Origin of the sequence: Bradyrhizobium sp. NBAIM01, assembly GCF_020194115.1 — a bacterium.
Taxonomy (GTDB): Bacteria; Pseudomonadota; Alphaproteobacteria; order Rhizobiales; family Xanthobacteraceae; genus Bradyrhizobium; species Bradyrhizobium yuanmingense.
Genome location: NZ_JADYVU010000008.1, coordinates 104,225 through 127,842, shown reverse-complemented (window position 1 = coordinate 127,842; position 23,618 = coordinate 104,225). Strand labels below are relative to the sequence as shown.

The window sequence follows — 23,618 nt, the reverse complement described above, 5'->3', positions numbered from 1 at the left end:
ATACGGAATCAGTCCCGCTCCCGGGCGGTTGGCTGAACCATGTCTGAGAGGAACACCAATGCACTGCCTGACCGTTCTTTACCCGACGCCCGACGATCCCTCGGCCTTCAGGGTCTATTACGTCGACAAGCACGTCCCCCTGGCAGCGACGCTGCCTGGTCTGGTGCGTCATCATTACGCTTTCCCCCAACGGCTTGGACCGGGGGAGGCGCCTTTCTGCATCTTCCAGGCCTTCTTCCCCGACGCGGCTGCGATGGAGGCGGCGCTCGGCTCAAGCATCGGCCGGAAGGTCGCAGCCGACGTGCCGAACTATTCGCCCAAGGGGGCGACGCTCTGCCATTTCACGATCGAAGGCGCGTAATGGGCTATCATGCCGAACCGGCCGGTTTTCGCGCGGCCGCATCGCGGTTCGCAACGGGCATTACGGTCGTCGCGACCGTCGACCAGGATGGTGCGCCGCTCGGCATGACCGCCAACAGCTTCACGACCGTCTCGGCGAATCCGCCGACGGTGCTTGTCTCTCTCATGCACGGGCGGACGTGGCAGGCTGTCGCCAGGTCCGGCGTCTATTCGGTCAACGTCCTGCATGCGGAAGACGCTGCGCTCTGCGCGCACTTTGCCGGAAGGCCTTCGTTGCGCGACGCTCCGCCACTCGTCCCTCGCCAGGGATTTTTCGTGCTCCCGCAGGCCATCGCGCAGTTCGCCTGCGATGTGGTCCAATCGATCGATATCGCCGACCACACGCTCTTCATCGGCGAGGTGCGCTGGTGCCGGCACAATGAAGGGACGCCTCTCGCATTCTACGCCAGCCGTCTTCGAAGGGGCGTGGGGATGGAAATCTCTTCCGCGGAGAGTGTTGCCTATCCGGGTGAGGGATGGTGGACTTGAGACCTCTGTTGTTGCGCCAGAAGCATTTGGGCGCTTTCGCTGCGGCCATCCTTCGAGACGCCCGCTTTGGGCGGGCTCCTCAGGATGAGGATCGAATGCGCGGAAGCAGTTTCAACGGGCACTGATGCTGATGAGCCTCATCCTGAGGAGGCGCGTTAGCGCCGTCTCGAAGGACGAGGCGTGCGCACCGATCGCCGCCACGATTCAGATGCCGTAGCAATTATACCTTCCGCTTGCGAACGCAACCCAGCGCATTGCAGATGATCCGCGCGACCGCAATCGCTCCAAGATTCTGCACGTCGCGCTCGGGAACGAATTCGACGATGTCCAGGCCGACTATTCTGGACTTTGCCGCGACGCGCCGTATGAGATCGACCATGTCGAAATAGGACAGGCCGCCCGGCTGCGGGACGAGCACGCCGGGGATGACCGATGGATCGAGACCGTCGCAATCGATGGTCATCAGGCACTCGCCGTCATCCTCGATCGCGTCGAGCACGCTTGCGATCCCGTGATGCTGGACATGTCTTGCCGTGAAGATCTTCGCGCCCCACGCCTTTGCATCGTCGAATTCGGCGCGACCGGAGCCGCCGATGCCGCGCAAGCCGACCTGCACGATGCGCTTGACCCAGGGCAATTCGCTGGCGCGCCGCATCGTGCTGGAGAAGGTATAGCCCGATCCGTTGCGCTGATCCCGCCAATCAAGGTGGGCGTCGATCTGCACGACTGTCAGTCCCTTGCAGTCCTGGAACGCCTCGAAGAAAGGAATGGGGACGGAATCATCACCGCCCAGGAGGATCGGAACGGCGCCGACCGAAAGGACGGCCTGCGTGGCTGCTCTGATGGCATCACGGTTGCTCTCCGGCGTCATTGGGTCGGTCGGGACGTTTCCACCGTCCAAGACCCTCATTTTGCTCGGATCGAGCAGCTCGGCGTCCTGATCGAAATCCCAGCGGGTGAGATCGCTCTCATAGTGACGCAGCGCGCGACGGATGACGTCGGGCGCTCTTGCGGCATGGCTGGTCTGACCTGCGAGGTACGGGGTGGCATCCGACGCGCCGAACAGGATCGCGTCAGCCGCCGGCGGTGGGGCGGTCAGGTCGCAGGCCTCAACACCTAGGAATGTCGTCATGTCGGGATGCACTACGCGTATCCATGGATCACCCGCGCGTCCGTCAACGTGCATCGCTCGACCGTGTTCCGGGTCGGTATCTCGATGTCCCCTGGAATGCCGCTGTCACTTGGAGGGTCTTGAACGTCTGGAACTCTCATGCGTTAGTCGGCGGCGCCATCCGGCATGACGATGCGGCCACGGAGTTCGGTTCTTGCTCAGACTTTACAGGTGGCCGTCCGACGACTGGCACGGCATCGGCGCGGAAATGCCCACGGAGGTCATCTGGGCCGATCTTCTAAACGGTACCGACGAGGAAAAGCAGTTCGTCGAGCGGCTGCTCGGCATCCGCATTCCCTCGGAAGACTCGCTCAGCGAGATCGAGGCGTCGAGCCGCCTGATCTTCGACCACGGCACGCTCTATCTCAGTTCGCCCGCGGTCCGGGTCACCGAGGCCGACGAGGCCGAGATCACGCCGGTGGGCTTCGTCATCGGTCCGCATGTGCTGGTGACGGTGCGCTTCGCAGAGCTGCCGATCTTCGACGACATCGGCAAGCGCATCGGCTCCGATGACAGCCTGGAGAACGGCATGTGCGTGTTCGTCAGCCTGCTCGAGGCCATGATCGATCGCGGCGCCGATGTCCTGGAGCATCTCGGCGGCAAGGTCGACCAGCTCTCGCGCGGTGTCTTTAGGGGCGGGCTGGTGCGCACCCAGCGCCCGGTGCGCTCCAGCCGCAGGATGCGGGAGGCCCTGGAGACTGTCGGCGAGCTGGCCGACCGGCTCGCCAAGGCGCGCGATGTCCTGCTCGGGGTGGGCCGCGTTGCCGCGTTTGCCGGCGACGTCGGCAGCGAGTGGATCACGGCATCCTCGAAGAAGCGTCTGGAAGCCGTGTCCAAGGACGTCGTCTCGCTCAGCGATTACGAGACGCGATTGTCGGACAAGATCCAGCTGCTGCTCGATGCCGTGCTCGGCTTCATCAACATCCAGCAGAACGAGCTGTTCAAGATCCTGACGATCGTCTCAGTCGTCGGCGTGCCGCCGACCATCATGGTCGGCATCTGGGGCATGAACTTCAAGCACATGCCCGAATTGGACTGGAGCTTCGGCTATCCGCTGGCCTGGCTCGCAATCATCGCCAGTGGCCTGTTGCCGCTGATCTGGTTCAAGCGGCGCGGCTGGTTCGAGTGATGGCAGCGGCGCATCGTTCAAACGATGCGCCGCTGCTCGATCATGCGGCCTTGGCGTCCGCCTTGCTGATCCAGTCGCGGGCGAGCGTTACGTCAGTATGCGACAATTGATGGCCTGCCGGCAGCACCTTGTGGGTGACGCTCGCACCTGCCTGCGACAGCAGTGCGGCGAGCCGTGCCGAATTGCTCGCCGGCACGATCGGGTCGGCCTGACCGGACAACAGCATCACCGGCTTGCCGCCGAGCGCAGCCTTGGGCGGATCCGACAACGGCACCATCGCGCGCAGCAGGATCGCGCCGGCAAGCACGTCCGGCTGCAGCAGCAACAGCGCCGCGGCGATGTTGGCGCCGTTGGAGAATCCGACTGCGATCGGCGCGGCGAGGCCGTAGCGTTGCCGCGCCTCCGCGACGAAGTCGCCGAGCTCGTTCGCGCGGCGAGCTACGTCCTCCTCGTCGAACACGCCTTCGGCGAGACGGCGGAAGAAGCGCGGCATGCCGTGCTCGAGCACGCGGCCGCGCGGCGAAAGCAGGGCAGAGCCGGGCGAGATCATCTGGCCGAGGCCGAGCAGGTCGTTCTCGTCGCCGCCGGTGCCGTGCAGCAGCAGCAGAGGTGGAGAGCCCGCGTCGCCTGCGGGCTCGAAACGATGGATGAATGCAGTCTCGGTCATGACGCGGTCTCTTCCAGATTCGGCAGAACGCCCTCGATCTGCTTGCGGTGCGGTTCGAGGAAAGCAGGCAGCTTCAGCTCGCGCCCGAGGCTCGCCACGGGCTCGTCGACCGCGAAGCCGGGGATGTCGGTCGCGATCTCGAACAGCACGCCGCCGGGCTCGCGGAAGTAGATCGAGCGGAAGTAGTTGCGGTCGCGCTGCTCGGTCGGGTGCAGGCCGTGATTGCTCACGAGCCTCTCGGCCATCTGGCCCTGCTCGGCATCGTCAGCCGCGCGGAAGGCGATGTGATGCACCGAGCCGCCGCCCTGATGGCCCCGCAGGAAGCCCTTGGCCTCGTAGATGTCGACGACCCTGCCCTCGGCGTCGCCGGGTGCCTTGAAGCGGATCACCGAGCCCTCACGCCCGCTCTCCTTGAAGCCGAACACGTCGGTGAGGATGGCCGCCGTCTTCGCTGCGCTGTCGAGCAGCAGGGTCACGCCGTGGAAGCCGCGGATCGCATGCTCGGCCGGCACGTCGCCATTGCTCCAGCCGGGCTCATTCTCGGCGCCGGGAATGCCGACCAGCGCGAGCGCCATGCCATCGGGATCGGTGAACGGCAGCACGGACTCGCCGAAGCGCTTCTCCAACGCCTCATACGCGATGCCCTTCTCAGTAAAGCGCTGGGTCCAATAGCCGAGCGAGCGCTGCGGCACGCGGAAGGCGGTCTGATGGGTCTCGCCGACGCCGCGGCGCCCGGCCGAGACGCCCGCCCACGGAAAGAAGGTCAGGATGGTGCCGGGGCGGCCGGTCTCGTCGCCGTAATAGAAATGGTAGGTGCCGGGATCGTCGAAATTGACCGTCTTCTTGACGAAGCGCAGGCCAAGATCCCGCGTGTAGAAGCCGAAATTGCGGATGGGATCGCCAGCGATCGCGGTGACATGGTGCAGTCCAGACATTGTCGTCCTCCAGATTCGGGGAGCGGTCTTGCTCTGGCCGGAAATATCGTTCCGCTTTGGATTGGAGACAATCCATGCAAATATGACGGCTATGTCTACGATTTGGAAACAGTCGACGGGGCGATCCCTTGGATAAGCTCGGCAGCCTCCGGGCCTTCGTGAAAGTGGTGGAAAGCGGCAGCTTTGCCGAGGCCGGCCGGCAGCTGCGGCTGTCGCGCTCGGCGATCAGCAAATACATCGCCGACCTCGAGGAGAGCCTCGGGGTCCAGCTTCTGAACCGCACCACAAGGCACGCCAGCCCGACCGAGAACGGCCAGCGCTATTTCGAGCGCGCGGTCGTGATCCTCTCGGAGATCGAAGCGGCGGACCAGGCGGTGACGCAGGCGCAATCGGCGCCGCGGGGACTGCTCCGCGTCAACGCGCCGATGTCGTTCGGCACGATGCGGCTCGGGCCGGTCCTCGCCGATTTCATGGCGCGCTTCCCGGAGCTGCAGCTCCAGATCGTGCTCAGCGACGATCTGCTCGATCCCGTGCAGGACGGCTTTGACGTCACGTTGCGGATCGCGGAGCTGGAATCGTCGAGCCTGATCGCGCGCAAGATCATGCCGGTGGCGCGCATGATCTGCGCGTCGCCGGATTATCTCGCCCGGCACGGCACGCCGAAGCATCCGCAGGATCTGCGCGAGCATGCTTCGCTGACCTACGGCTTCCTGCTCACGGGTAATCAGTGGAAGCTCACCGGCCGCGACGGCGACCACTGGATCCAGCCGGCCTGGTCACTCTGCGTCAACAATGCCGAGGTGCTGCGCGATGTCGCCATCAAGGGCAGGGGACTGGCGCTGCTGCCGGAGTTCATTGCGGCCGATGCGTTGCGGAAAGGCGAGTTGCGGACAGTGCTGGATGATTATTCCGCGCCGCCGCTTGCGCTCTATGCGGTGTATCCGCCGACGCGGCATCTGTCGGTGAAGGTGCGGCTGTTCATCGATTTTCTGGTGGAGCGTTTCGGGCGGGAGGATGAGGAAGTTGGCGGGCGCAGACGTGCGGAGGCTGGGTCGTGAAGCCACGAATCTGCCGGGGCAACGGCTCGCAGCGCCAGTCTAGGGACTCTGCCGCTGAAATTGCGAGTGGCATGGGTTCTCCCATTGTCAGCGTTGTTGACAGTGATTCCTCGGAATTACTCTTGCGCGAATGATAAGATGAAGTCCGGCAACCAGCAGAGGCCATGATGATTGTGCCTCTGCTGAGAGTCCCGCGCAGTGGCTGGATAAGATTATATCGCAACGGAGACTTGAACTTTCTTCCCGTGGCTTGGGACTCATATTCGCGTCCCGACTTCGCCTCAGGACAGAGAGAGTTCAGCCGCTGTCGGGCGTTGCCGAGGGCTCTCTTCCGTGCCACCGCGAAGAGCCTGGCTCGATGAGTCGCCCGCACTTCTCGACTTGGTTTCAACAAGCGCAGGAGGAAGCTATGCGGAAGTCTCTCACCTTTTTCCTTTCTGGTGTGGCATTGGCCGTCGCGGCGTCAACCGCCGTAGCCGGTGAGCGGGTGCTCGAGTTCAAGCTCGTCACCAAGCCGCTCGACCTCAAGGTCATAGAGGCCGCAAATGTTGAAGGACAGACGGTCGTGTCCGGGAAATTCTTCGGAGTGGCCGTCTTCAGCGATGGCCGTATCGGCGTGAAAGAGTTCGTCAATAGTTCGGACCAGCTCAAAGGGTCTGGCCCCTTCTTCGGCTATAGCACTTACACGTTCGAGGAAGGCTCGATTACGGCGCGCTACACCGGATCGGCCAAAGACGGCAAATCGACGGGCGAATACACGATTCTGTCGGGCACTGGTGCCTACGCGAATGCAACGGGTACGGGAACCATCGAAAGCGCGCCGAACCCATTCAAGGGTGTCAACCTGCTCAACATAAAGCTGGTCGTTAAAACTTCGGGCTCGTGATAGCGAATGCTAACAGGTCCCGCACGAAGGTAGTTGATCTCTTGGGGGGCGCGCTGCCCCGGCCGGAAACACAGCGCCGGCCGGGCGACCTGCTGAAGAACCGGCTGGAGTCGTGGGATTGATCTTTCCGCTTGGCCAGCCGCTGGTGCCGCAGGAGAGAACGCTTGGGAGCTCCGACCTGCGCAAATCTAGCTGACAGATTGCTGTCCGGCAGGTTCAAGCAGATCATTCAGCGCTTGCATCGACGCCTGCCGAATCTCGGCGAGTTCGCGTGCGGCACTATCGAGTTCGGCAGGTGACATCGCGGGTGCCGCCAGCTCGACGTCGCGGCTGCGCTCGAACAGGCGGACGAGGCCGAGCGCACTTGCCGCGCTGCCAAGTTGATGCGCGGATCGTGCGAGGTGCTTGTGATCGCCCGCCGCCGCGGCGTCGGCGATGTCGTGGATCAATCGTTCTCCCGTCTGCTGGAGAAGCTGCTGGAGCTTGTCGATTTGCGCGGCGCCCAGCAGCTCCCGCTGGTCGTCGAGGAAAGGCCGATCGATCAGTTCGGTCGCCGGGCGTTGCGCGACTGCCGGCTCGGCCACCAGATCATCCTCGATCGCCTCGCGCAGCGCGTTGACCAGGATCGGCTTGCTGACGACCTTGGCGATGTCGGCGCCGGCAAGCCGATCGCGGGCGCGGCCGGAGACGTCGGCGGTCACGGCGATGAGGCGCGGCATCTTGGCAAGTCCGAGCTCGCCGATCCGGAAGGCCGCCTCCACGCCGTCCATGTCGGGCATGTGCAGATCCATCAGGATGACGTCGAAGGCCTGATCGCGGGCGAGCTCGACGGCTGCGGCGCCGTTCCTGGCGATCGTCGTGTGGTGGCCGAGCCGGTGCAGGATCGCTGCGCCGACCTCGCAATTGACGGGGTCATCGTCGACCAGGAGCACGCGGAGCTGCCGCGACGGCGGCGCAAGCGCGCCTTGCGCCACGCTGCTTCCGGCAAGCCCGAGCGGCACTTCGAGCGTGAACGTGCTGCCCGCGCCGGGCGCGCTCTCGACCTTGAGCTCGCCGCGCATCAGGCGGGTGAGACGGCGCGCGATCGCAAGGCCGAGGCCGGTGCCGCCGAAGCGACGCGCGATGCTGTCGTCGGCCTGGACGAAATCCTCGAAAATCCGCTCGTGCAGCTCGGGCTCGATGCCGATGCCGGTGTCGCGCACGATGATGCGCAGCAGGAGGTGATCGCCGCGCCGCTCGGTTGCCGCGCTCACGCCGATGCCGCCGCTCGGGGTGAACTTGATCGCATTGCCGATCAGGTTGAGCAGGATGCGGTTGAGCCTGACGGGATCGCCATGCGCGGCGGTGTCGACCGTGTCATCGCAGGCGAGATCGAAGCTCAGGCCCTTGTCGAGGGCTTGCGGACGCATCAGGTCGCCGGCGGCTTCGATGAGCTGGTCGAGACGGAAGTCGCGCGTCTCCAGCATTTCCGTGCTGGCCTCGAGGCGCGCATATTCCAGCACCGCATCGACCAGCGCGATCAGCGTTTCGCCCGACGCCGCTGCGGTGGCGAGATGGCGGCGCTGGGCCTCGCTGAGGCTGCCGTCGTCCAAGAGTTGCAGCACGCCCATGACGCCGTTGAGCGGCGTGCGCAGCTCGTGGCTGACGACGGCGAGGAAGCGCGACTTGGTCTCGTTGGCCGCCACCGCCGCGCTGCGCGCGCGCTCGGCGGCGTCGTGCTCGGCGAGCGCGTGGTCGCGGGCCTTCTCCAGCTCGGAGGTGCGCTCGATCACCTTGCGCTCGAGTGTGGCGTAGGATTCGCGCAAATGCGCCGCCATGCGGTTGAACTGCTCGCCGAGCGCCTCCAGCTCGTCGCCGGTCTTGATCGCGAGTCGCGAGTTGAGGTCGCCGCTGCCGATCCGCCTGGCTCCTTGGGTCAGCAGCTGGATCGGCACGGTCATGCGCCGGCTGAGAATGAGCGAGACCAGCACCGCGCAGGCGAGCAGGATCACGAGCAGGAAGGTCGAGCGGCCGATCGAGGCATAGATCGGCGCGTAGGCTTCGGTAAGCGGCAGCTCGACGAACACCAGCCAGCCGAGCGAGGGCACGGTCGCATAGGTCGACAGCACGCGCTGGCCGGAGAGATCCTCCTTGACGAGGCCGCCCGAAGGCGGCCCGATGCCGTCGAGCGCGGCGCGGACGTCGGCATGGCCGGAGAGATCGCTGCGCTGGAGCGCCCGCCATAAATCGGGATGCGCGATCAACACGCCCATGCGGTCGACGACATAGGCCTTGCCGGTGTTGCCGACCCTGATTCCCGTGACGAGGTCCCAGATGAAGCGCAGATTGACCTCGGCGACGATCACATCGGGAGCGCGCCCGGTGCCGCGCGTGGCGAGCGTCATGAAGGGCTCGGTGTCGCCGAAGAAATAGACGGGACCGTAATAGGCCCGGCTGTCATTGGCACCGCGGAAGGCGGCTGAAGCGGAGAGATCGGCGTTGCTGCCGACCTTGTCGGCGATCCGGCGCGATACGCGCAGCTGCTCGCGGCCTTCCGAATTGAGCTGGGCGATCTCCGCGATCGCAGGCGAGAGGCGCAGGAGGCGGATGGCGTTCAGCCGCTCGTCCTCGTGGGTCGACAGCTCCGGCGGCAGGCGCGCGAGCCACCTGATCTGGTCCTCGATCTGGCCGATGAACTGGCCGATCTGAATCGCTGCGGAGGCGGCCTGTTCGCGCTGGGTCGCCGCCAGCAGCTGCTTCTGCTCGCGATAGGAGAACCAGACGTCGAAGCTGGTGTTGATGGCGAGCGCGGCGAAGGCGAGGGCGACGATCGAGTAGAGATATTTCCTGAACAGCCGGCCGGAAGGCGTGCGCGAAGGTTCCTGGTCGCCGGGATCGTTCACTCGCGGATCTCGTCGGCGCGCGCGAGCAGCGTGAACGGGATCGTCAAGCCGAACGAGCGGGCGACCGTGCGGTTGATCAACAGCTCGTATTTGCGCGGCGATTGCACTGGAAGGTCGCCGGGCTTGGTGCCGCGCAGGATCAGGTCGACGTAATCGGCCGAGCGCACCTCGAGCGTTGGGCCGTAACTCATCAGCCCGCCGGCATCGATGAAGTAATGGAACGGATAGATCGTGGGCACGCGGTATTTGGCGGCGGCCGCGACCACCGCCTTGCGGTTGACCCGAGGAAGCTGTCGACCAGCGCGACCATCGCCGCCTTGGGCAGTTCGGAAAAGCGCTTGACGGCGTCGTCGATCTCCGCGGGCGCGTTGACGGGCGCGGGGATCACGGAGACGCCGGATGCGGCAGCCTCCTGCTCGATCGATTCGAGGAAGAAGCGTCCGCCGCGCGGCGTGGTCGCGGGGTTGAACAGGATGCCGACGCGCGCGACGTCGGGCACGGCCTCGCGGATCAGCTGGAGCCATTTGCCGCCCATCTCGGCGCTGCTGTTGGTGAAGCCGGTGGCGTTGCCGCGGGGATGCGCGAGGCTTTCGACGAAGCCGTTGCCGACCGGATCGTTCGCGGTCGCAAACACGACCGGGATGGTCTTGGTGGCGGCAAGGACGGCGGCGGTCTCGATCGTCGACCCCGTCAGGATCACGTCCGGCTTGAGGTCGAGCAATTCCTGGACGGCCATCTTCAGCCGGTCCGGCGCGCCGAAGGTGGAACGGAGCTCGAGGCGGAAGTTGACGCCTTCGACCCAGCCGCGCTGCCGCAAGCCGGCGACGAGGTTGCCCAGGCGAGAGCTCGCGCTGTCGATCATGCCGCGTCTGGTCAGCTCGTCGTCGAGCGGCAATGCGGTGAGCGAGGCGACGATCCGCATACGATCCGGCGTTGCGCCGAGCGCGATCCATCCCGCGACCGATGCAGTCGCGAGGCGAATGAAGCCGCGGCGATTGACCGCCGAGGAAACGAAAGATCGCCCCGTCATGGACTACGTTGCACGATCGCCTTGCTTTGCTCGATGCTTAGCGCGAAAGCGGGGTGCCCACAATCGACGAAAGGCGCATGTGAATGTTCGTTCGCAGGCTTTCGATCTGGTGCCCGGCGGCCTAGCGCCGCAGCGTGAACGCGTCCGCGCTGCGCCGTTGCTCCCATTTCGCCTGCTCCAGCTCGGGCCGGTCGCACTCGATCTCGGGATAGCCGATGCAGAGATAGGCGATGAACTTCCAGCTGTCAGGCACGTCGAGAACAGCGTGCATGCGCGCAGGGTTCAGTATCGACACCCAGCCGAGGCCGATGCCCTCGGCGCGGGCGGCGAGCCACATCGCGGTAATGGCGGCGACCACGGAATATTCCGTCGTTTCAGGCATGGTCGCGCGGCCGAGGCCGTGGCCGATGTCGCTGCCCATGTCGGCGAACACGGCAAGATGGCCGGGCGCCTGCTCGAGGCCGGACAGTTTCAAGGTGGCATAGCGGGCGGCGCGGTCGCCGGAGTAGCAGCTCAGCGCGTCGGCATTGCACGTCCTGAAATCTTCGACCACGGCGCGGCGCGTTGCAGCATCATTGACGATCACGAAGCGCCAGGGCTGGCTGAGGCCGACCGAAGGCGAGAGGCAGGCGGTCTCGATCAGGCGATCGATCGCCCCCTCCGGCAGCGGATCGCTGCGGAAGCGGCGCACGTCGCGGCGCCACACGAACAGCTCGCGTAAGTGCTGGCGGAAGCTATCGTCGAACTCGACCATGAGGTCATCGCCCCATTTGGAAGGACGCCGCCACCAGCAGGATCAGGATCTCGCCCGTCTGCTCGAACGCGCCGAGGATGTCGCCGGTCTGCCCCCCGATTTGGCGGATGGCAAGCCGCGCCAGCAGCAGGCCGGCCAGTGACAGCAGGATCAGGCCGACCAGCGCCTTGCCCGGCCCCAACGTCAGGGCAAGCGCAAGCGTTCCAAGCGCGAAGGCGATGGCCACGCTGCGCCCGGGCGGCGCCCCGGCGCCGGCAGAGAGGCCATCAGGCCGCGCCGACGGGACTAGCGACATGAAGGCCGGCAGGCCGGCACGGGCAGCAACGTGCGCCGCGCACAGCGCGAGCATGACGGCCCATGGATTTGCGATCGTCGCAAGCGCGCTCCAGCGCAGGCCGAACGATAGGATCAGGGCGCAGACGCCATAGGTCCCGATCCGGCTGTCGCGCATGATCTCGAGCTTGCGCTCGCGCGTGCGGCCGCCGCCGAGGCCGTCCGCGGTGTCGGCAAGTCCGTCCTCGTGCAGCGCGCCGGTGATGAGGGCGGTCGTGGCTAGCACAAGGAGGGCGGCAAGGCTCGGCGTCAGTCCGAAGCGAATGGCGATCTTGTAAGTGAGGGCGCCGGCGAGGCCGACCAGCAGTCCCGCGACCGGCAGCGCCCACATTGCCCGCGCAACGGCGCCGTCGCCCGCAGGCTTCGAGGATGCCACCGGCAGGATCGTCACGAACGATGTCGCCATCTTGAGATCGGCGAGGATGTCCTTGAGGTGCTCGGCGCGCGGGATCATTTCAGCTTCAACGGCAGGCCGGCGACGACGAACTCGACCTCGTCGGCGACACCGGCAATGATCTGGTTCATGATTCCGGCGGCATCGCGGAAGCTGCGCGCCAGCGCGTTGTCGGGCACGATGCCGAGGCCGACCTCGTTGGTGACGAGCACGACGGGGCTGTTGAGGCGGGGCAGCGTGTCGGCGAGCTCTCTCACCTCTCGCTCCCAATCGCGCGCCGCATGCATCAGGTTGGAGAGCCACAGCGTCAGGCAGTCCACCAGCCTCGCGCCGCCACCTTCGGTCGAGAGCAGCGCGGGCACGAGATCGAGCGGCACCTCGCGCTCGATCCAATCGGCTCCGCGCCGCGCGCGATGTCTTGCGATGCGTTCCTGCATTTCGCCGTCGAGCGCCTCGGCCGTCGCGACGTAGACGGGCTGGCCGGCAAAGCTGCGCGCGCGCGCCTCCGCCCGGGTGCTCTTGCCCGATCGCGCCCCGCCGGTGATCAAGATGATGGCCATAAAGGTCTCCTGCCGCAGCACTAATCATCAAACGCGGCCAAAGACAAAGCCGAAATCAGGCAGCGAGGGGCTTGCGCTAGGCCGCCGTCTTGCGCAACAGGGGCGGGACAGGAGCTGGATGTGGACTTTGCGGGCGCGATGGTGGTGGCGATGGCGGTGGATGCCCTTCTGGGCTGGCCGGCGTGGCTGTTCGCGCGGATCGGGCATCCCGTCACCTGGCTGGGCGGGCTGATTGCCGGCATCGACACCGCCTTGAATCGCGCGTCCGATCCGCCGGCGTTGCGCCGAGCCGCGGGCGTCGCCGGCGCGCTTGCGGTGATCGCGCTCTCCGCGGCGCTCGGCTGGGCGCTGCAATCACTGCTTCCTTCGGGCTGGATCCAGATCGTGCTGATTGGCATCCTGGCCTGGCCATTGGTCGCGCTGCGCTCGCTGCATGATCATGTGGCTGCCGTCGCCACGCCCTTGCTGGCCGGCGACGTTGCCGCGGCGCGCGACGCGGTCTCGCGCATCGTCGGCCGCGATCCCGCAAGCCTCGATGAGGCCGGCATTGCGCGCGCGGCAATCGAGAGTCTTGCCGAAAACACCTCCGACGGCATCGTCGCGCCGGTGTTCTGGGGCGCGCTGTTGGGCTTGCCCGGTATCCTCGCCTACAAGGCGATCAACACGCTGGACTCCATGATCGGCCACCGCAGCGAACGACACGAAGCCTTTGGCTGGGCGGCAGCGCGCATCGACGATGTCGCCAATTTCATCCCGGCGCGGCTGACCGGATTTCTGTTCGTGCTGCTGGCACCGCAACGGTCGGAGGCATTGGCGTGCATGACGCGCGATGCGCGCCGGCATCGCTCGCCCAATGCCGGCTGGCCGGAAGCGGCGATGGCGGGCGGACTCGGCGTGCGGCTCAGCGGCCCCCGCATCTATCACGGCAACGCGACCAACGAGCCCTGGCTGAACGAGGGTGCGCGCGATCCGCGCGCCGCCGATATCACCGAGGCGCTGACAGTCTATCGTCGCGCCATGCTGCTGGTCGCCGGCGTGCTTGCGATCCTGGCTTTCGCGTGAAACAACGGGGCATGCGCGAGCACGGTGGAAATCTCGATCTGGCCCAGCGGCGTTTCGGCGGACGCGCAGAGGATTGGATCGATCTGTCGACCGGGATCAACCGGGTGCCCTATCCCGTGGGCGAGGTAAGCGCACGCGCGTGGAGCGCGCTGCCGTCACGCTCCGAGATCGAGGCATTGCATCAGGCGGCGCGGCACGGCTACCGCACGAGCGCACCGATCGTTGCGATGGGCGGTGCTCAGGCCGCCATTCAATTGCTGCCGCAACTCGCGGCGCCGGGGCGGGCGCGCATCCTCGCGCCGACCTACAATGAATACGCCGGCGTCCTGTCGGCCGCCGGCTTGGATGTCCACGAGATTACGGAGTTCGATGCGCTGGCGGGTGCAGACCTCGCCATCGTCGTTAATCCCAACAATCCCGACGGGCGGTGCCATTCGCGCAAGGATCTGCTCGCGCTGTTGCCGCGCGTCGGCCGTCTCGTTGTAGATGAGAGCTTTGCCGATCCCGATCCGCAGCTGTCGCTTGCACTGGACGCGGATCGACCAGGACTGTTGATCCTGCGTTCCTTCGGAAAGTTTTATGGGTTGGCCGGCCTGCGGCTCGGCTTCGCCATCGGTCATGCCGCCGACATCGACAAGCTTGCCGCCGTGTCGGGTCCATGGCCTGTTTCGGGCGCGGCGATCGAAATCGGCTGTCGTGCCTTGCGCGATCAGACTTGGGCCGAGGCGACGTCGGCGCGGCTCGCGCGCGACTGTGTTCGCCTCGATGCAATGGCGCATTCGCGAAGCTGGCGGCTCATCGGCGGCACACCGCTGTTTCGCTTGTACGAAACGGGCGACGCGGTGGCTGCGCAGGAGAGGCTCGCGCGCAGCCACATCTGGTCCCGCGTGTTCGCGCAACAGCCGACATGGCTGCGCCTCGGGCTCCCCGGCAGCGAAGCCGAATGGACGCGCCTTGCCGAGGCCCTAGCGCGCTAGCGCGAGCAGGCCTTCGACGTCGAGATGCTTTTCGATGTGATCGGCCAGCGCCTCGAGCGCGCTTTCGACGCTGGCGTGATAGGGCTCGTCGCCTGCGGGAATGTCGAGTTTGGCGAGGTAGGCCTTGCGGAAATCATCCGACGTGAACAGGCCGTGCAGATAGCTGCCCTGCACACGGCCGTCCCTGGAGATCGCGCCTTCTGCCTCGCCGTCCAGCTTGGCGAAGGGGCGGGCGCGATCCGGGCCGTCGGTGTGGCCGATATGGATCTCGTAAGCCTGGATCGGCTGATCCGTCGCCGCATGCACGGCCGCAACACGTGTCAGCGTTTTCTGCGGGCTCATCACCGTCTCGACATCGAGAAGCCCGAGGCCCGGCGTGTCGCCCGCAGGCCCCTCGATGCCTTCGGGGTCTGCGACGCTGCGCCCCAGCATCTGATAGCCGCCGCAGAGGCCGAGCACGTGGCCGCCGCGGCGGTGGTGCGCGAGCAGGTCGATGTCCCAGCCCTGCGCGCGCAGGAAGGCGAGGTCGCCGCGGGTGGATTTTGAGCCAGGGATGATGACGAGGCGCACGTCGCCCGGGATCGCCTCGCCCGGGCGCACCATCACGAGATCGACGCCCGGCTCGAGCTTGAGAGGATCGAGATCGTCGAAATTGGCGATGCGCGATAGCGCCAGGCAGGCGATCTTGCATTGGCCCGGCTTGCGCGCATCGCGCAGGCCGAGCGCGTCTTCGGCCGGCAGCTCGCCGGCACGCGGGAACCAGGGCAGCACGCCGAGGCCGCGCCATGCAGTCTTTTGCTCGATCAGCCTGTAGCCGTCGTCGAACAGCGTGGGATCGCCGCGGAACTTGTTGATGACGAAGCCAGAGATCATCGCGGCATCGTCGGGGTCGATCACCGTCCTGATGCCGACCAGCTGGGCGATGACACCGCCACGGTCGATGTCGCCGACCAGCACGACCGGCACATTCGCCTTGCGGGCAAAGCCCATATTGGCGATGTCGGACTTGCGCAAATTCACCTCGGCCGGACTGCCGGCGCCTTCGACCAGCACCAGATCGGCCCGCGCCTTCAGCCGTTCAAAGCTCTCCAGCACCGCGCCCATCAGCGACGGCTTCATCGCCGCGTAGTCGCGCGCGCGTGCGGTCGCGATGCGCTTGCCGTGGACGACGACCTGCGCGCCGACATCGGTCTCGGGCTTGAGCAGCACCGGGTTCATGTCGGTGTGCGGCTCGACACCGGCGGCGAGGGCCTGCAGCGCCTGGGCGCGGCCGATCTCACCGCCATCGACGGTGACCGCGGCGTTGTTCGACATGTTCTGCGGCTTGAACGGCAGCACGCGCAGACCACGGCGCGTAAAGGCGCGCGCGAGGCCGGCGACGATGAGCGACTTGCCCACGTCCGAGCCGGCCCCCTGGATCATCAGCGCGCGTGCCATGATGACTTCAGAACTCGACGCCGGCCTGCGCCTTGATGCCGGAGCGGAACGGATGCTTCACGAGCGTCATCTCGGTGACGAGATCGGCGATCTCGACCAACTCGTCCTTGGCGTTGCGACCGGTGAGCACGACATGCGTCATCGCAGGCTTTTGCGTCGTCAGGAATTCGACGACTTCGGCGATGTCGAGATAGTCGTAGCGCAGCGCGATGTTGATCTCGTCGAGCACGACCATGCGCAGCCGCTCGTCGAGGATCAGCTCCTTGGCTTTCTCCCAGCCGGCGCGCGCGGCAGCGATGTCGCGGGTGCGGTCTTGGGTCTCCCAGGTGAAGCCTTCGCCCATCGCATGGAACTGACAGAGTTCGCCGAAATGGTCGGTGAGCAGGCGCCGTTCGCCCGTATCCCAGGCACCCTTGATGAATTGCACCACCGCACAAGGGAAGCCATGCGCGACGCAGCGGACGATCATGCCGAAAGCCGAGGAGGATTTGCCCTTGCCGGCGCCGGTATGGACGATGATCAGGCCCTTTTCGCCGCTCTTGGTCGCCATGATCTTGTCGCGAGCGGCCTTCTTCTTCGCCATTTTGGCGGCGTGGCGGGCGTCGGTTTCCTCGGTCGTGTGGGTTTCCGGTTCAGGCGTCATCGGTCCCGGTCCTTCGGCTTGACAAGTGGCGGCCACCGGCAAATGGTGGCCTGGCGTTGGTTCCTGTCCTATGACAGGCGAAGAGGGAATGCGATAGGGTCCGAATCCGCAAAGATTTGGGTCCAAACTGCAGCCGCCCCCGCGACCGTGACCGGAGAGATGCCCGAAGCCACTGATTCCTTTTGGGATCGGGAAGGCGGGGATCGAAGGGCCAAAACCCTGCTCCGCAAGCCGGGAGACCTGCCAGCGCGGACGAGTTTTGGACCGGCGGACGGGGTGTTCCGCGACGGGGAAGCGGGCCTTCAGGAGAATGGTCCGTGCGCCTCATCGCCTCCCGCTGTTATCTGGAAGAGGCGATGACCGTCACACTTCATGTCTGCATCACCTGCCGCGCCGGCCAGACGCTTGGCGAGGGCGAGACGACGCCCGGCAAGCGCCTGCATGGCGCGATTCTCGAGGCCGGCGTGCCCGAGGGCGTCAGCGTGGTTCCCGTCGAATGCCTGTCGGCGTGCAGCCAGGGCTGCTCGGTCGCGCTCAGCGCGCCCGGCCGCTGGTCCTATGTCTATGGCCGCCTGTCCGATGCGAATGCGCAGGACGTGGTCGCAGGTGCTGCGGCCTACGCGGCGGCGCCCGACGGCATCGTGCCATGGCGCAGCCGTCCCGAAATCTTCCGCAAGCAGTCGCTTGCCCGTATTCCCCCTGTTACCGTCGTGCCGGAGGCCGCTGAATGAACTCGCTCGCAAAAGTCCCGGTTACGGTGGTCACGGGTTTCCTGGGCTCCGGCAAGACGACGCTGATCCAGCATCTGCTCAGCAATGCCGGCGGCAAGAAGCTCGCGGTGCTCGTCAACGAGTTCGGCAGCGAGGGCGTCGACGGCGAGATCCTGAAGTCCTGCGCCGATGCGAATTGCCCGGAGGAGAACATCGTCGAGCTCGCCAATGGCTGCATCTGCTGCACCGTCGCCGACGATTTCATTCCGACCATGGAGCGGTTGCTGGCGCGGCCGGTGCGGCCCGATCACATCCTGATCGAGACCTCGGGCCTGGCGCTGCCGAAGCCGCTGCTGAAGGCGTTCGACTGGCCGGAGATCCGCTCGCGCATCACGGTCGACGGCGTGATCGCGCTGGCCGATGCCGAGGCTGTCGCCGCCGGCCGCTTCGCGCCGGATCCGGCTGCGGTGGAAGCGCAGCGCGCGGCGGACGACAATCTCGATCACGAAACGCCGCTGTCGGAAGTGTTCGAGGACCAGATCGCCTGCGCCGACATCGTGCTGCTGACCAAGGCCGATCTTGCGGGCGCAGCCGGAATCGAAGCCGCAAAAGCGGCGATCACCGCCGAGATGCCGCGCCGCGTGCCGATGCTGCCGGTCACCGACGGTGCGATCGATGCGCGCGTCATTCTCGGCCTCGGCGCTGCCGCCGAGAATGATCTCGCCGCGCGGCCATCGCATCATGACGGCGAGGAGGAGCACGAGCACGATGATTTTGCCTCGGTCGTGATTGACCTTCCGGAGGTCGCCGACATCGACGCGCTGGTCGCATCGGTCCAGAAACTGGCGCGCGAGCAGAACGTGCTGCGGGCGAAGGGGTACATCGCGGTCGCTGGCAAGCCGATGCGCCTGTTGTTGCAGGCGGTCGGCGAGCGGGTGCGCCATCAGTTCGACAAGCCATGGGGCGCGGGTCTCAGACAGTCGAAGCTCGTCGTGATCGGCGAGAATGGCGATATCGACGAGGCCGCCATCAAGGCAGGACTTGGTCTTTCAGGATCTGGCATCTGATGCACGTCGTCTTCCGCGAGAGCCGCGGTCTCGAGGAGACCGCGACGCCAAGAGACATCGGCCAGGACCCGGCCGATCTCGTGGTGCTCTCGTATTCGGATTCCGATTTGGCCGCGTTTGCGGCCGGCTGGCGCCGCGGTCGGGGCAGCCTGCCGTCGCTGCGGCTGGCCAATCTCGCGGAGCTGCGGCATCCGCTGTCGGTCGACACCTATATCGAGCGCACGCTGTCGCAGGCCCGCGGCATAATGGTGCGCCTGATCGGCGGGGAATCCTATTGGGCGTACGGGCTTGCGGCGCTCCAGCAACTCGCGCAAGAGCGCAACATCGTGCTCGCCGTGCTGCCGGCGGACGGCCGCGACGACGCGCGGCTGGATGCGTACTCGACCCTGCCGGTCTCGACGCTGCGGCGGCTCAAGGTGCTCTGCGACACCGGTGGTCCGGTCGCCGCGCAAGCCGCGATCGCGCAGCTCGCGCTGGCCTCAGGCCTTTATGCCGGCCCGGTCATCGGCGAGATGACCGTGCCCGAGATGGGATTCTATGATCCCGCGCGCGGTGTCATTGCCGCGCCAGTTGGCGAGGGCAAGCCGCGCGCACTCGTGACGTTCTATCGCTCCTATCTCACGGCCGCCGATACGGGGCCGGTCGACGCCTTGATTGCGGCGCTGCGCGAGAAGGGATTTGACGCCTACGGCGTGTTCGTCACCTCGCTGAAGGCGCCGGGCGTTGCCGACTGGCTGCGCGCGCATCTGGCGCAACATCCTGCGGCGGCGATCGTCAATGCGACGGCGTTCTCGGCCCTTGGCGATGACGGCACGACGCCGTTCGATGCCGCGTCCTGTCCGGTGTTCCAGGTCGCGCTCTCGACGGCGCGGCGCGAAGATTGGGCGGAATCACTGCGTGGCCTGTCGCCCGGCGATCTCGCGATGCATGTCGTGCTGCCGGAGGTCGACGGCCGCCTGTTCGCAGGCGTGGTGAGTTTCAAATCGGCCGGTCAGCGCGATCCCGATCTGCAATTCGCGCATCTAGCGCACAGGCCCGACGAAGAGCGCGTCAACGCCGTTGCCACGCGCGTCGCGGCTTGGCGTCGCCTCGCGGAGAAGCCCGCCGGCGAGAAGCGGCTGGCGATCGTGCTCTCGAACTATCCGGGCCGGCCGCATCAGATCGCGCACGCCGTCGGGCTCGACGCGCTGGCGTCGGTCGAGGCGTTGATCTCCGATCTCGCGGAGGTCGGCTTCGACGTTGCGCCGGTCGATGCGCTCGGCGCAAAACTATTGAAGCAGAGCTTGACCTGGAGCGTCGCCGAATATCGCACGGGGCTGGCGCGCCTGCCGCAATCCTTGCAGCACGATCTCGTGCAGGCCTGGGGCGCACCGGAGAACGATCCGAGCTGCCGCGACGGCGCGTTCTACTTCGCTGCGATCCAATGCGGCCGGTCGATCATCGCAGTCCAGCCCGAGCGCGGCGATGCGGCCTCGCGCGATGCCGATTATCACGATCTCGCCCGCACGCCGCGCCACGCCTATGTCGCGTTCTATCTCTGGCTCCGGCAGCAAGGCTGTGATGCCGCCGTGCACATGGGCGCGCACGGCACGCTGGAATGGCTGCCCGGAAAATCCGTGGCGCTGTCGCAAGCGTGCTGGCCGGAAGCGCTGATCGGCGACCTGCCCGTCATTTATCCCTTCATCGTCAACGATCCCGGCGAGGCCGCGCAGGCCAAGCGGCGCATCGGCGCGGTCACGATCGGTCATCTGCCGCCGCCGCTTGAGACATCCGCGGTGCCGGAAGGTCTACGTCGGCTGGAACGGTTGCTCGATGAGTATTCGACCGCTGACGGCCTCGATCCCGCCCGTCGCCAACGCCTGATCGCGGCGATCCGCGACGAGGCGCGAGTGGCGGGCCTCGAAGACGATCTCGGCCTCGATGCCTCGGCAGCACCAGCCGAAGCCATCCCGCGAATCGACCGCTTCGTCTGCGATCTCAAGGAGAGCCAGTTCGGCGACGGCCTGCACGTGTTCGGCCGCGGCGCTTGTGCCGATGCGGAACGCGATGCATTGCGTTCCGCGCTCGCCGGAAAACGCGTTGCCCCCGGGCCGTCGGGCTCCCCGTATCGCGGGCGTCAGGATGTGCTGCCGACCGGGCGCAATCTCTTCGCCGTCGACCCGCGTGCGGTGCCGACACCGTCGGCGCATGCGCAGGGGATAAAACTCGCCGAAGAGCTGCTGCGCCGTCACTTGCAGGATCACGGCGACTGGCCGAAGGGCCTCGTCATCGATCTCTGGGGGTCGGCGACCATGCGCACCGCAGGCGAAGAGTTTGCGATGGCGCTGCATCTGGCGGGCCTTGCGCCGCGCTGGGATCACGCTTCCGGCCGTGTCACCGGTTATGACATCATCGCGCCGGCCGAGCTCGGCCGTCCGCGCATCGACGTCACCCTGCGGGTATCCGGCCTGTTCCGCGACGTCTTCGCGGGGCTCGGGCAATTGTTCGAAGCCGCCGCCGAGGCGCTCGCCGCGCGCGAGGACGAGGGCGATGAGAATCCCTATCGCCAGCGTGCGTCCCGCGTGTTCGCGCCGCGGCCGGGACAATACGGCGTCGGCCTCTCGGCTATCCCGGATGCCTTCACGCCGGACACGCGCGAGGCCGCAGGCGAAGCGTGGCTGTCGGCATCGTCCTGGGCGTTCTCTGCCGATGGCGCGATGCAGCCGGATCGCGCTGGTATCGAACAGCGTCTCGCGTCCGCCGATGCTTTTGTCCATGTCCAGGACTTGCCCGAAACCGATCTGCTGCTGGCCGCCGACTATGCCGCGCATGAGGCAGGCATCGCCGCGGCAGCCGCGAACCTCGGCGCAGGCGTGCCGTCGCTCTATCACCTCGATGCGACGCGGCCCGGCGAGCCGCATGCGCGCACGCTGACGGAAGAGATCTCGCGCGTCGTTCGCGCACGGGCGGCCAATCCGGCCTGGATCTCCGGCATGATGCGCCACGGTTTCCGCGGCGCCGCCGAGATCACCGCGACGCTGGAGCACATGGCCGCCTTCGCGCATCTCGCCGGCGCGGTGCCGCCGCATCTGTTCGACCTCTATTACGACGCGACACTCGGCAACGACGACGTCCGCGCCTTCATGGCGCACGAAAATCCGTCCGCACTCGCCGCGATGGAAACCTGCTTCACGCGCCTGCGCGAAGCCTCGCTCTGGCGAACCCGCCGCAATTCGATTGCAGCGGCGCTGCGGGAGGCCTCATGAGCGCGACCACGGTCAAGGGTTGGTGTCCCGGCGCGCTGCGCCCGATGCAATCGGGCGACGGGCTCGTGGTGCGCGTGCGTCCGTTCGGGGGACGCCTTGAAGCACCACAAATCTCCGGGCTTGCGGAACTCGCCGAGCGCTTCGGCAACGGTCTAATCGACGTCACGAGCCGGGCCAATCTGCAGATCAGGGGCGTTCAGGAGGACGGCCATCGGCCGTTGCTCGATGGTCTGGCGCAACTGGCGCTGCTCGATCCCGACGCCGACATCGAAGCCAGGCGCAACATCCTGGTGACGCCGTTCTGGAGCAACGGCGACGAAACGCAGTCGCTCGCCGCGGAGCTCGAGGAGGCGCTTGCCGATTCTGGCCTGGCGCTTCCCACCAAGTTCGGCTTCGCCATCGATGACGGGCGGTCGCGTGTTCTCGCCGGCGATTCCGCCGACATCCGCATCGAGCGCGACCGCTCGGGCGGTCTCCTGGTGCGGGCCGATGGCGCCAAGCTCGGTCGTTCCGTTGAACGCGGACAGGCCGTGAGCGCGGCGCTGGCGCTCGCAAGCTGGTTCATCATCTCCGGCGGTGCAAACGGCGGGCGAGGGCGCATGGCAGCCCACATCGCATCCGGCGCCGTGTTGCCTCAATCCTTGCGCGGCGAGACCGAGCCTGCGCCGGTGATGGCCGCGGTGCGTCCCGGGCACTATCCGCAAGGCGCAATGGTCGGGGTGGCGTTCGGGCAGATGCTGCACGCGACGCTGCATCAATTCTCTGCTTGCGGCCATGCGCTGCGCATGACGCCCTGGCGGATGGTGCTGAGCGAGGGCAAGCGCGAGATGCCGAGCGCGGCGGGGCTCATCACCAGGCCCCATGATCCGGCGCTGCGCGTCATCGCCTGCAGCGGCGCGCCGCGCTGCCGCGAGGCCCATGCCGATACGCGCGCGCTGGCCGCGGCGCTGGCGCCGCGCATCCCCGCCGACGCGCGACTCCACGTCTCCGGCTGCGGCAAGGGCTGCGCCCATTCCGGCGCGGCTGCGGTTACCCTGATTGCGACGCGCGCCGGGTTCGATCTCGTCCGCGACGGCTCGACCCGCGACGCGCCGGTCCTGCGCGGGCTGAACGGCGCCGACATCGTCAGCGATCCCTCCATCCTGGTCGGAGGGAACTGATGCCGCACACCTACGAGACCGACGGCGCTGTGATCTACCGGCAATCCTTTGCCACCATCCGGGCCGAGGCCGATCTCGCGCGCTTCACGTCGGACGAGGAGCAGGTGGTGGTGCGGATGATCCATGCCGCCGGCATGGTCGGCCTCGAGGCGCATATCCGTTTCACCCCTGATATGGCGATTGCCGCGCGCGCGGCCTTGCAGAAGGGCGCGCCGATCCTGTGCGACGCGCGCATGGTCTCCGAAGGCATTACGCGCGCGAGGTTGCCCGCGGCCAATGCCGTGATCTGCACGCTCGGCGATCCCGCCGTGCCCGCGCTGGCGCAGTCTATGCGCAACACGCGCTCGGCCGCGGCCCTGGAGCTGTGGCGGCCGCATCTTGATGGCGCGATCATCGCGATCGGCAATGCACCGACCGCGCTGTTTCATCTGCTCAACATGCTGGAGGATCGCGACTGCCCGCGGCCGGCTGCGATCATCGGCTGTCCGGTCGGCTTCGTCGGCGCGGCCGAATCCAAGGCCGCGCTGATGGCCGATCCGCCGGCACCGGCGCTCACCGTCGAAGGCCGCCTCGGCGGCTCCGCCATCACGGTTGCTGCCGTGAACGCGCTGGCAAGCCGGAGCGAATAGC

At 66.7% G+C, this 23,618-nt stretch carries 23 protein-coding genes and 1 riboswitch; of the genes, 12 read left to right on the top strand and 11 right to left on the bottom strand.

Annotated features, from left to right (window positions below; genetic code table 11):
- Window positions 1-58: 58 nt before the first annotated feature.
- Both I6F31_RS24695 and I6F31_RS24690 read left to right on the top strand, forming a co-directional pair.
- Entirely contained in the window at window positions 59-361 is a 303-nt protein-coding gene (locus tag I6F31_RS24695; protein ID WP_225186253.1) for an EthD family reductase, read from the top strand.
- Complete coding sequence (locus I6F31_RS24690) at window positions 361-888, top strand: flavin reductase family protein (RefSeq protein ID WP_225186252.1); 528 nt, start codon at window positions 361-363, stop codon at window positions 886-888. The genes I6F31_RS24695 and I6F31_RS24690 overlap by 1 nt, the downstream gene beginning before the upstream one ends.
- Before the next feature lie 220 nt (window positions 889-1,108).
- Here I6F31_RS24690 and I6F31_RS24685 read toward each other — a convergent pair whose 3' ends face one another.
- Entirely contained in the window at window positions 1,109-2,020 is a 912-nt protein-coding gene (locus I6F31_RS24685) for an arginase family protein (RefSeq protein ID WP_225186251.1), read from the bottom strand.
- A 193-nt stretch (window positions 2,021-2,213) separates the two neighbouring features.
- Between I6F31_RS24685 and I6F31_RS24680 the strand changes: the two genes are divergently transcribed.
- Window positions 2,214-3,188, top strand: a complete 975-nt coding sequence (locus I6F31_RS24680) for a magnesium transporter CorA family protein (protein WP_225128897.1) — start codon at window positions 2,214-2,216, stop codon at window positions 3,186-3,188.
- 40 nt (window positions 3,189-3,228) lie between these two features.
- Here the strand turns inward: I6F31_RS24680 and I6F31_RS24675 are convergent, their stop codons facing one another.
- Together I6F31_RS24675 and I6F31_RS24670 are read right to left on the bottom strand one after the other, a co-directional pair.
- Window positions 3,229-3,855 (bottom strand): alpha/beta hydrolase, encoded by a 627-nt coding sequence (locus tag I6F31_RS24675; protein ID WP_225186250.1) that lies wholly within the window; start codon window positions 3,853-3,855, stop codon window positions 3,229-3,231.
- A complete protein-coding gene (locus tag I6F31_RS24670) occupies window positions 3,852-4,790 on the bottom strand; it encodes a ring-cleaving dioxygenase (protein ID WP_225186249.1) in 939 nt (312 codons plus the stop codon). Before I6F31_RS24670 ends, I6F31_RS24675 begins: the two co-directional genes overlap by 4 nt.
- Before the next feature lie 128 nt (window positions 4,791-4,918).
- Between I6F31_RS24670 and I6F31_RS24665 the strand changes: the two genes are divergently transcribed.
- Both I6F31_RS24665 and I6F31_RS24660 read left to right on the top strand, forming a co-directional pair.
- Complete coding sequence (locus tag I6F31_RS24665; protein ID WP_036005433.1) at window positions 4,919-5,848, top strand: LysR family transcriptional regulator; 930 nt, start codon at window positions 4,919-4,921, stop codon at window positions 5,846-5,848.
- Between the two features lie 409 nt (window positions 5,849-6,257).
- Window positions 6,258-6,734 carry a hypothetical protein gene (locus I6F31_RS24660; RefSeq protein ID WP_036005431.1) on the top strand — a complete coding sequence of 159 codons (477 nt, stop codon included), beginning with the start codon at window positions 6,258-6,260 and terminating at the stop codon, window positions 6,732-6,734.
- 188 nt (window positions 6,735-6,922) lie between these two features.
- Here the strand turns inward: I6F31_RS24660 and I6F31_RS24655 are convergent, their stop codons facing one another.
- The 6 genes from I6F31_RS24655 to cobU all read right to left on the bottom strand — a co-directional run bounded on the left by I6F31_RS24655 (window position 6,923) and on the right by cobU (window position 12,687).
- Entirely contained in the window at window positions 6,923-9,616 is a 2,694-nt protein-coding gene (locus I6F31_RS24655) for a hybrid sensor histidine kinase/response regulator (protein WP_225186248.1), read from the bottom strand.
- The gene (locus tag I6F31_RS36545; protein WP_346656500.1) at window positions 9,613-9,855 is read right to left on the bottom strand and encodes an ABC transporter substrate binding protein; all 243 of its coding nucleotides are present in this window, start codon (window positions 9,853-9,855) and stop codon (window positions 9,613-9,615) included. Before I6F31_RS36545 ends, I6F31_RS24655 begins: the two co-directional genes overlap by 4 nt.
- Window positions 9,807-10,646 (bottom strand): ABC transporter substrate-binding protein, encoded by an 840-nt coding sequence (locus I6F31_RS24650; protein WP_346656499.1) that lies wholly within the window; start codon window positions 10,644-10,646, stop codon window positions 9,807-9,809. The genes I6F31_RS36545 and I6F31_RS24650 overlap by 49 nt, the downstream gene beginning before the upstream one ends.
- Window positions 10,647-10,767: 121 nt before the next feature.
- Window positions 10,768-11,400, bottom strand: a complete 633-nt coding sequence (bluB, locus tag I6F31_RS24645) for a 5,6-dimethylbenzimidazole synthase (RefSeq protein WP_225145934.1) — start codon at window positions 11,398-11,400, stop codon at window positions 10,768-10,770.
- 4 nt (window positions 11,401-11,404) lie between these two features.
- Window positions 11,405-12,187 (bottom strand): adenosylcobinamide-GDP ribazoletransferase, encoded by a 783-nt coding sequence (gene cobS / locus I6F31_RS24640; RefSeq protein ID WP_036005415.1) that lies wholly within the window; start codon window positions 12,185-12,187, stop codon window positions 11,405-11,407.
- On the bottom strand, window positions 12,184-12,687 hold the full coding sequence (gene cobU / locus I6F31_RS24635) for a bifunctional adenosylcobinamide kinase/adenosylcobinamide-phosphate guanylyltransferase (protein ID WP_036023498.1): 504 nt from the start codon (window positions 12,685-12,687) through the stop codon (window positions 12,184-12,186). Before cobU ends, cobS begins: the two co-directional genes overlap by 4 nt.
- A 120-nt stretch (window positions 12,688-12,807) precedes the next feature.
- Between cobU and cbiB the strand changes: the two genes are divergently transcribed.
- Window positions 12,808-13,749 (top strand): adenosylcobinamide-phosphate synthase CbiB, encoded by a 942-nt coding sequence (gene cbiB / locus I6F31_RS24630; RefSeq protein WP_225145933.1) that lies wholly within the window; start codon window positions 12,808-12,810, stop codon window positions 13,747-13,749.
- Window positions 13,750-13,760: 11 nt separating this feature from the next.
- Window positions 13,761-14,726 carry a threonine-phosphate decarboxylase CobD gene (gene cobD / locus I6F31_RS24625; protein WP_225145932.1) on the top strand — a complete coding sequence of 322 codons (966 nt, stop codon included), beginning with the start codon at window positions 13,761-13,763 and terminating at the stop codon, window positions 14,724-14,726.
- Here the strand turns inward: cobD and I6F31_RS24620 are convergent.
- Both I6F31_RS24620 and cobO read right to left on the bottom strand, forming a co-directional pair.
- The gene (locus I6F31_RS24620) at window positions 14,715-16,163 is read right to left on the bottom strand and encodes a cobyric acid synthase (protein ID WP_225186247.1); all 1,449 of its coding nucleotides are present in this window, start codon (window positions 16,161-16,163) and stop codon (window positions 14,715-14,717) included. The genes cobD and I6F31_RS24620 overlap by 12 nt on opposite strands.
- A 7-nt stretch (window positions 16,164-16,170) precedes the next feature.
- Window positions 16,171-16,806, bottom strand: a complete 636-nt coding sequence (gene cobO / locus I6F31_RS24615; protein ID WP_036005397.1) for a cob(I)yrinic acid a,c-diamide adenosyltransferase — start codon at window positions 16,804-16,806, stop codon at window positions 16,171-16,173.
- A gap of 40 nt (window positions 16,807-16,846) precedes the next feature.
- Window positions 16,847-17,069: riboswitch (cobalamin riboswitch) on the top strand.
- 93 nt (window positions 17,070-17,162) lie between these two features.
- Between cobO and I6F31_RS24610 the strand changes: the two genes are divergently transcribed.
- The 5 genes from I6F31_RS24610 to I6F31_RS24590 are packed head-to-tail and all read left to right on the top strand — an operon-like array spanning window position 17,163 to window position 23,617.
- Complete coding sequence (locus I6F31_RS24610) at window positions 17,163-17,537, top strand: DUF1636 domain-containing protein (protein ID WP_036005458.1); 375 nt, start codon at window positions 17,163-17,165, stop codon at window positions 17,535-17,537.
- Entirely contained in the window at window positions 17,534-18,583 is a 1,050-nt protein-coding gene (gene cobW, locus I6F31_RS24605; protein WP_225186246.1) for a cobalamin biosynthesis protein CobW, read from the top strand. The genes I6F31_RS24610 and cobW overlap by 4 nt, the downstream gene beginning before the upstream one ends.
- The gene (cobN, locus tag I6F31_RS24600; protein WP_225145929.1) at window positions 18,583-21,828 is read left to right on the top strand and encodes a cobaltochelatase subunit CobN; all 3,246 of its coding nucleotides are present in this window, start codon (window positions 18,583-18,585) and stop codon (window positions 21,826-21,828) included. The genes cobW and cobN overlap by 1 nt, the downstream gene beginning before the upstream one ends.
- Window positions 21,825-22,988, top strand: coding sequence for a precorrin-3B synthase (gene cobG / locus I6F31_RS24595; RefSeq protein WP_225128907.1), 1,164 nt, complete (start codon window positions 21,825-21,827; stop codon window positions 22,986-22,988). The genes cobN and cobG overlap by 4 nt, the downstream gene beginning before the upstream one ends.
- Window positions 22,988-23,617, top strand: a complete 630-nt coding sequence (locus I6F31_RS24590) for a precorrin-8X methylmutase (protein WP_036005374.1) — start codon at window positions 22,988-22,990, stop codon at window positions 23,615-23,617. Before cobG ends, I6F31_RS24590 begins: the two co-directional genes overlap by 1 nt.
- Window position 23,618 lies beyond the last annotated feature (1 nt).

What these genes read in the sequence shown, in the direction of transcription:
- I6F31_RS24695 (WP_225186253.1), top strand. Translation starts at nt 59, where the DNA reads ATGCACTGCCTGACCGTTCTTTACCCGACGCCCGACGATCCCTCGGCC.
- I6F31_RS24690 (WP_225186252.1), top strand. Translation starts at nt 361, where the DNA reads ATGGGCTATCATGCCGAACCGGCCGGTTTTCGCGCGGCCGCATCGCGG.
- I6F31_RS24685 (WP_225186251.1), bottom strand. Translation starts at nt 2,020, where the DNA reads ATGACGACATTCCTAGGTGTTGAGGCCTGCGACCTGACCGCCCCACCG.
- I6F31_RS24675 (WP_225186250.1), bottom strand. Translation starts at nt 3,855, where the DNA reads ATGACCGAGACTGCATTCATCCATCGTTTCGAGCCCGCAGGCGACGCG.
- I6F31_RS24670 (WP_225186249.1), bottom strand. Translation starts at nt 4,790, where the DNA reads ATGTCTGGACTGCACCATGTCACCGCGATCGCTGGCGATCCCATCCGC.
- I6F31_RS24660 (WP_036005431.1), top strand. Translation starts at nt 6,258, where the DNA reads ATGCGGAAGTCTCTCACCTTTTTCCTTTCTGGTGTGGCATTGGCCGTC.
- I6F31_RS24650 (WP_346656499.1), bottom strand. Translation starts at nt 10,646, where the DNA reads ATGACGGGGCGATCTTTCGTTTCCTCGGCGGTCAATCGCCGCGGCTTC.
- bluB (WP_225145934.1), bottom strand. Translation starts at nt 11,400, where the DNA reads ATGGTCGAGTTCGACGATAGCTTCCGCCAGCACTTACGCGAGCTGTTC.
- cobS (WP_036005415.1), bottom strand. Translation starts at nt 12,187, where the DNA reads ATGATCCCGCGCGCCGAGCACCTCAAGGACATCCTCGCCGATCTCAAG.
- cobU (WP_036023498.1), bottom strand. Translation starts at nt 12,687, where the DNA reads ATGGCCATCATCTTGATCACCGGCGGGGCGCGATCGGGCAAGAGCACC.
- cobD (WP_225145932.1), top strand. Translation starts at nt 13,761, where the DNA reads ATGCGCGAGCACGGTGGAAATCTCGATCTGGCCCAGCGGCGTTTCGGC.
- I6F31_RS24620 (WP_225186247.1), bottom strand. Translation starts at nt 16,163, where the DNA reads ATGGCACGCGCGCTGATGATCCAGGGGGCCGGCTCGGACGTGGGCAAG.
- cobO (WP_036005397.1), bottom strand. Translation starts at nt 16,806, where the DNA reads ATGACGCCTGAACCGGAAACCCACACGACCGAGGAAACCGACGCCCGC.
- I6F31_RS24610 (WP_036005458.1), top strand. Translation starts at nt 17,163, where the DNA reads ATGACCGTCACACTTCATGTCTGCATCACCTGCCGCGCCGGCCAGACG.
- cobW (WP_225186246.1), top strand. Translation starts at nt 17,534, where the DNA reads ATGAACTCGCTCGCAAAAGTCCCGGTTACGGTGGTCACGGGTTTCCTG.
- cobN (WP_225145929.1), top strand. Translation starts at nt 18,583, where the DNA reads ATGCACGTCGTCTTCCGCGAGAGCCGCGGTCTCGAGGAGACCGCGACG.
- cobG (WP_225128907.1), top strand. Translation starts at nt 21,825, where the DNA reads ATGAGCGCGACCACGGTCAAGGGTTGGTGTCCCGGCGCGCTGCGCCCG.
- I6F31_RS24590 (WP_036005374.1), top strand. Translation starts at nt 22,988, where the DNA reads ATGCCGCACACCTACGAGACCGACGGCGCTGTGATCTACCGGCAATCC.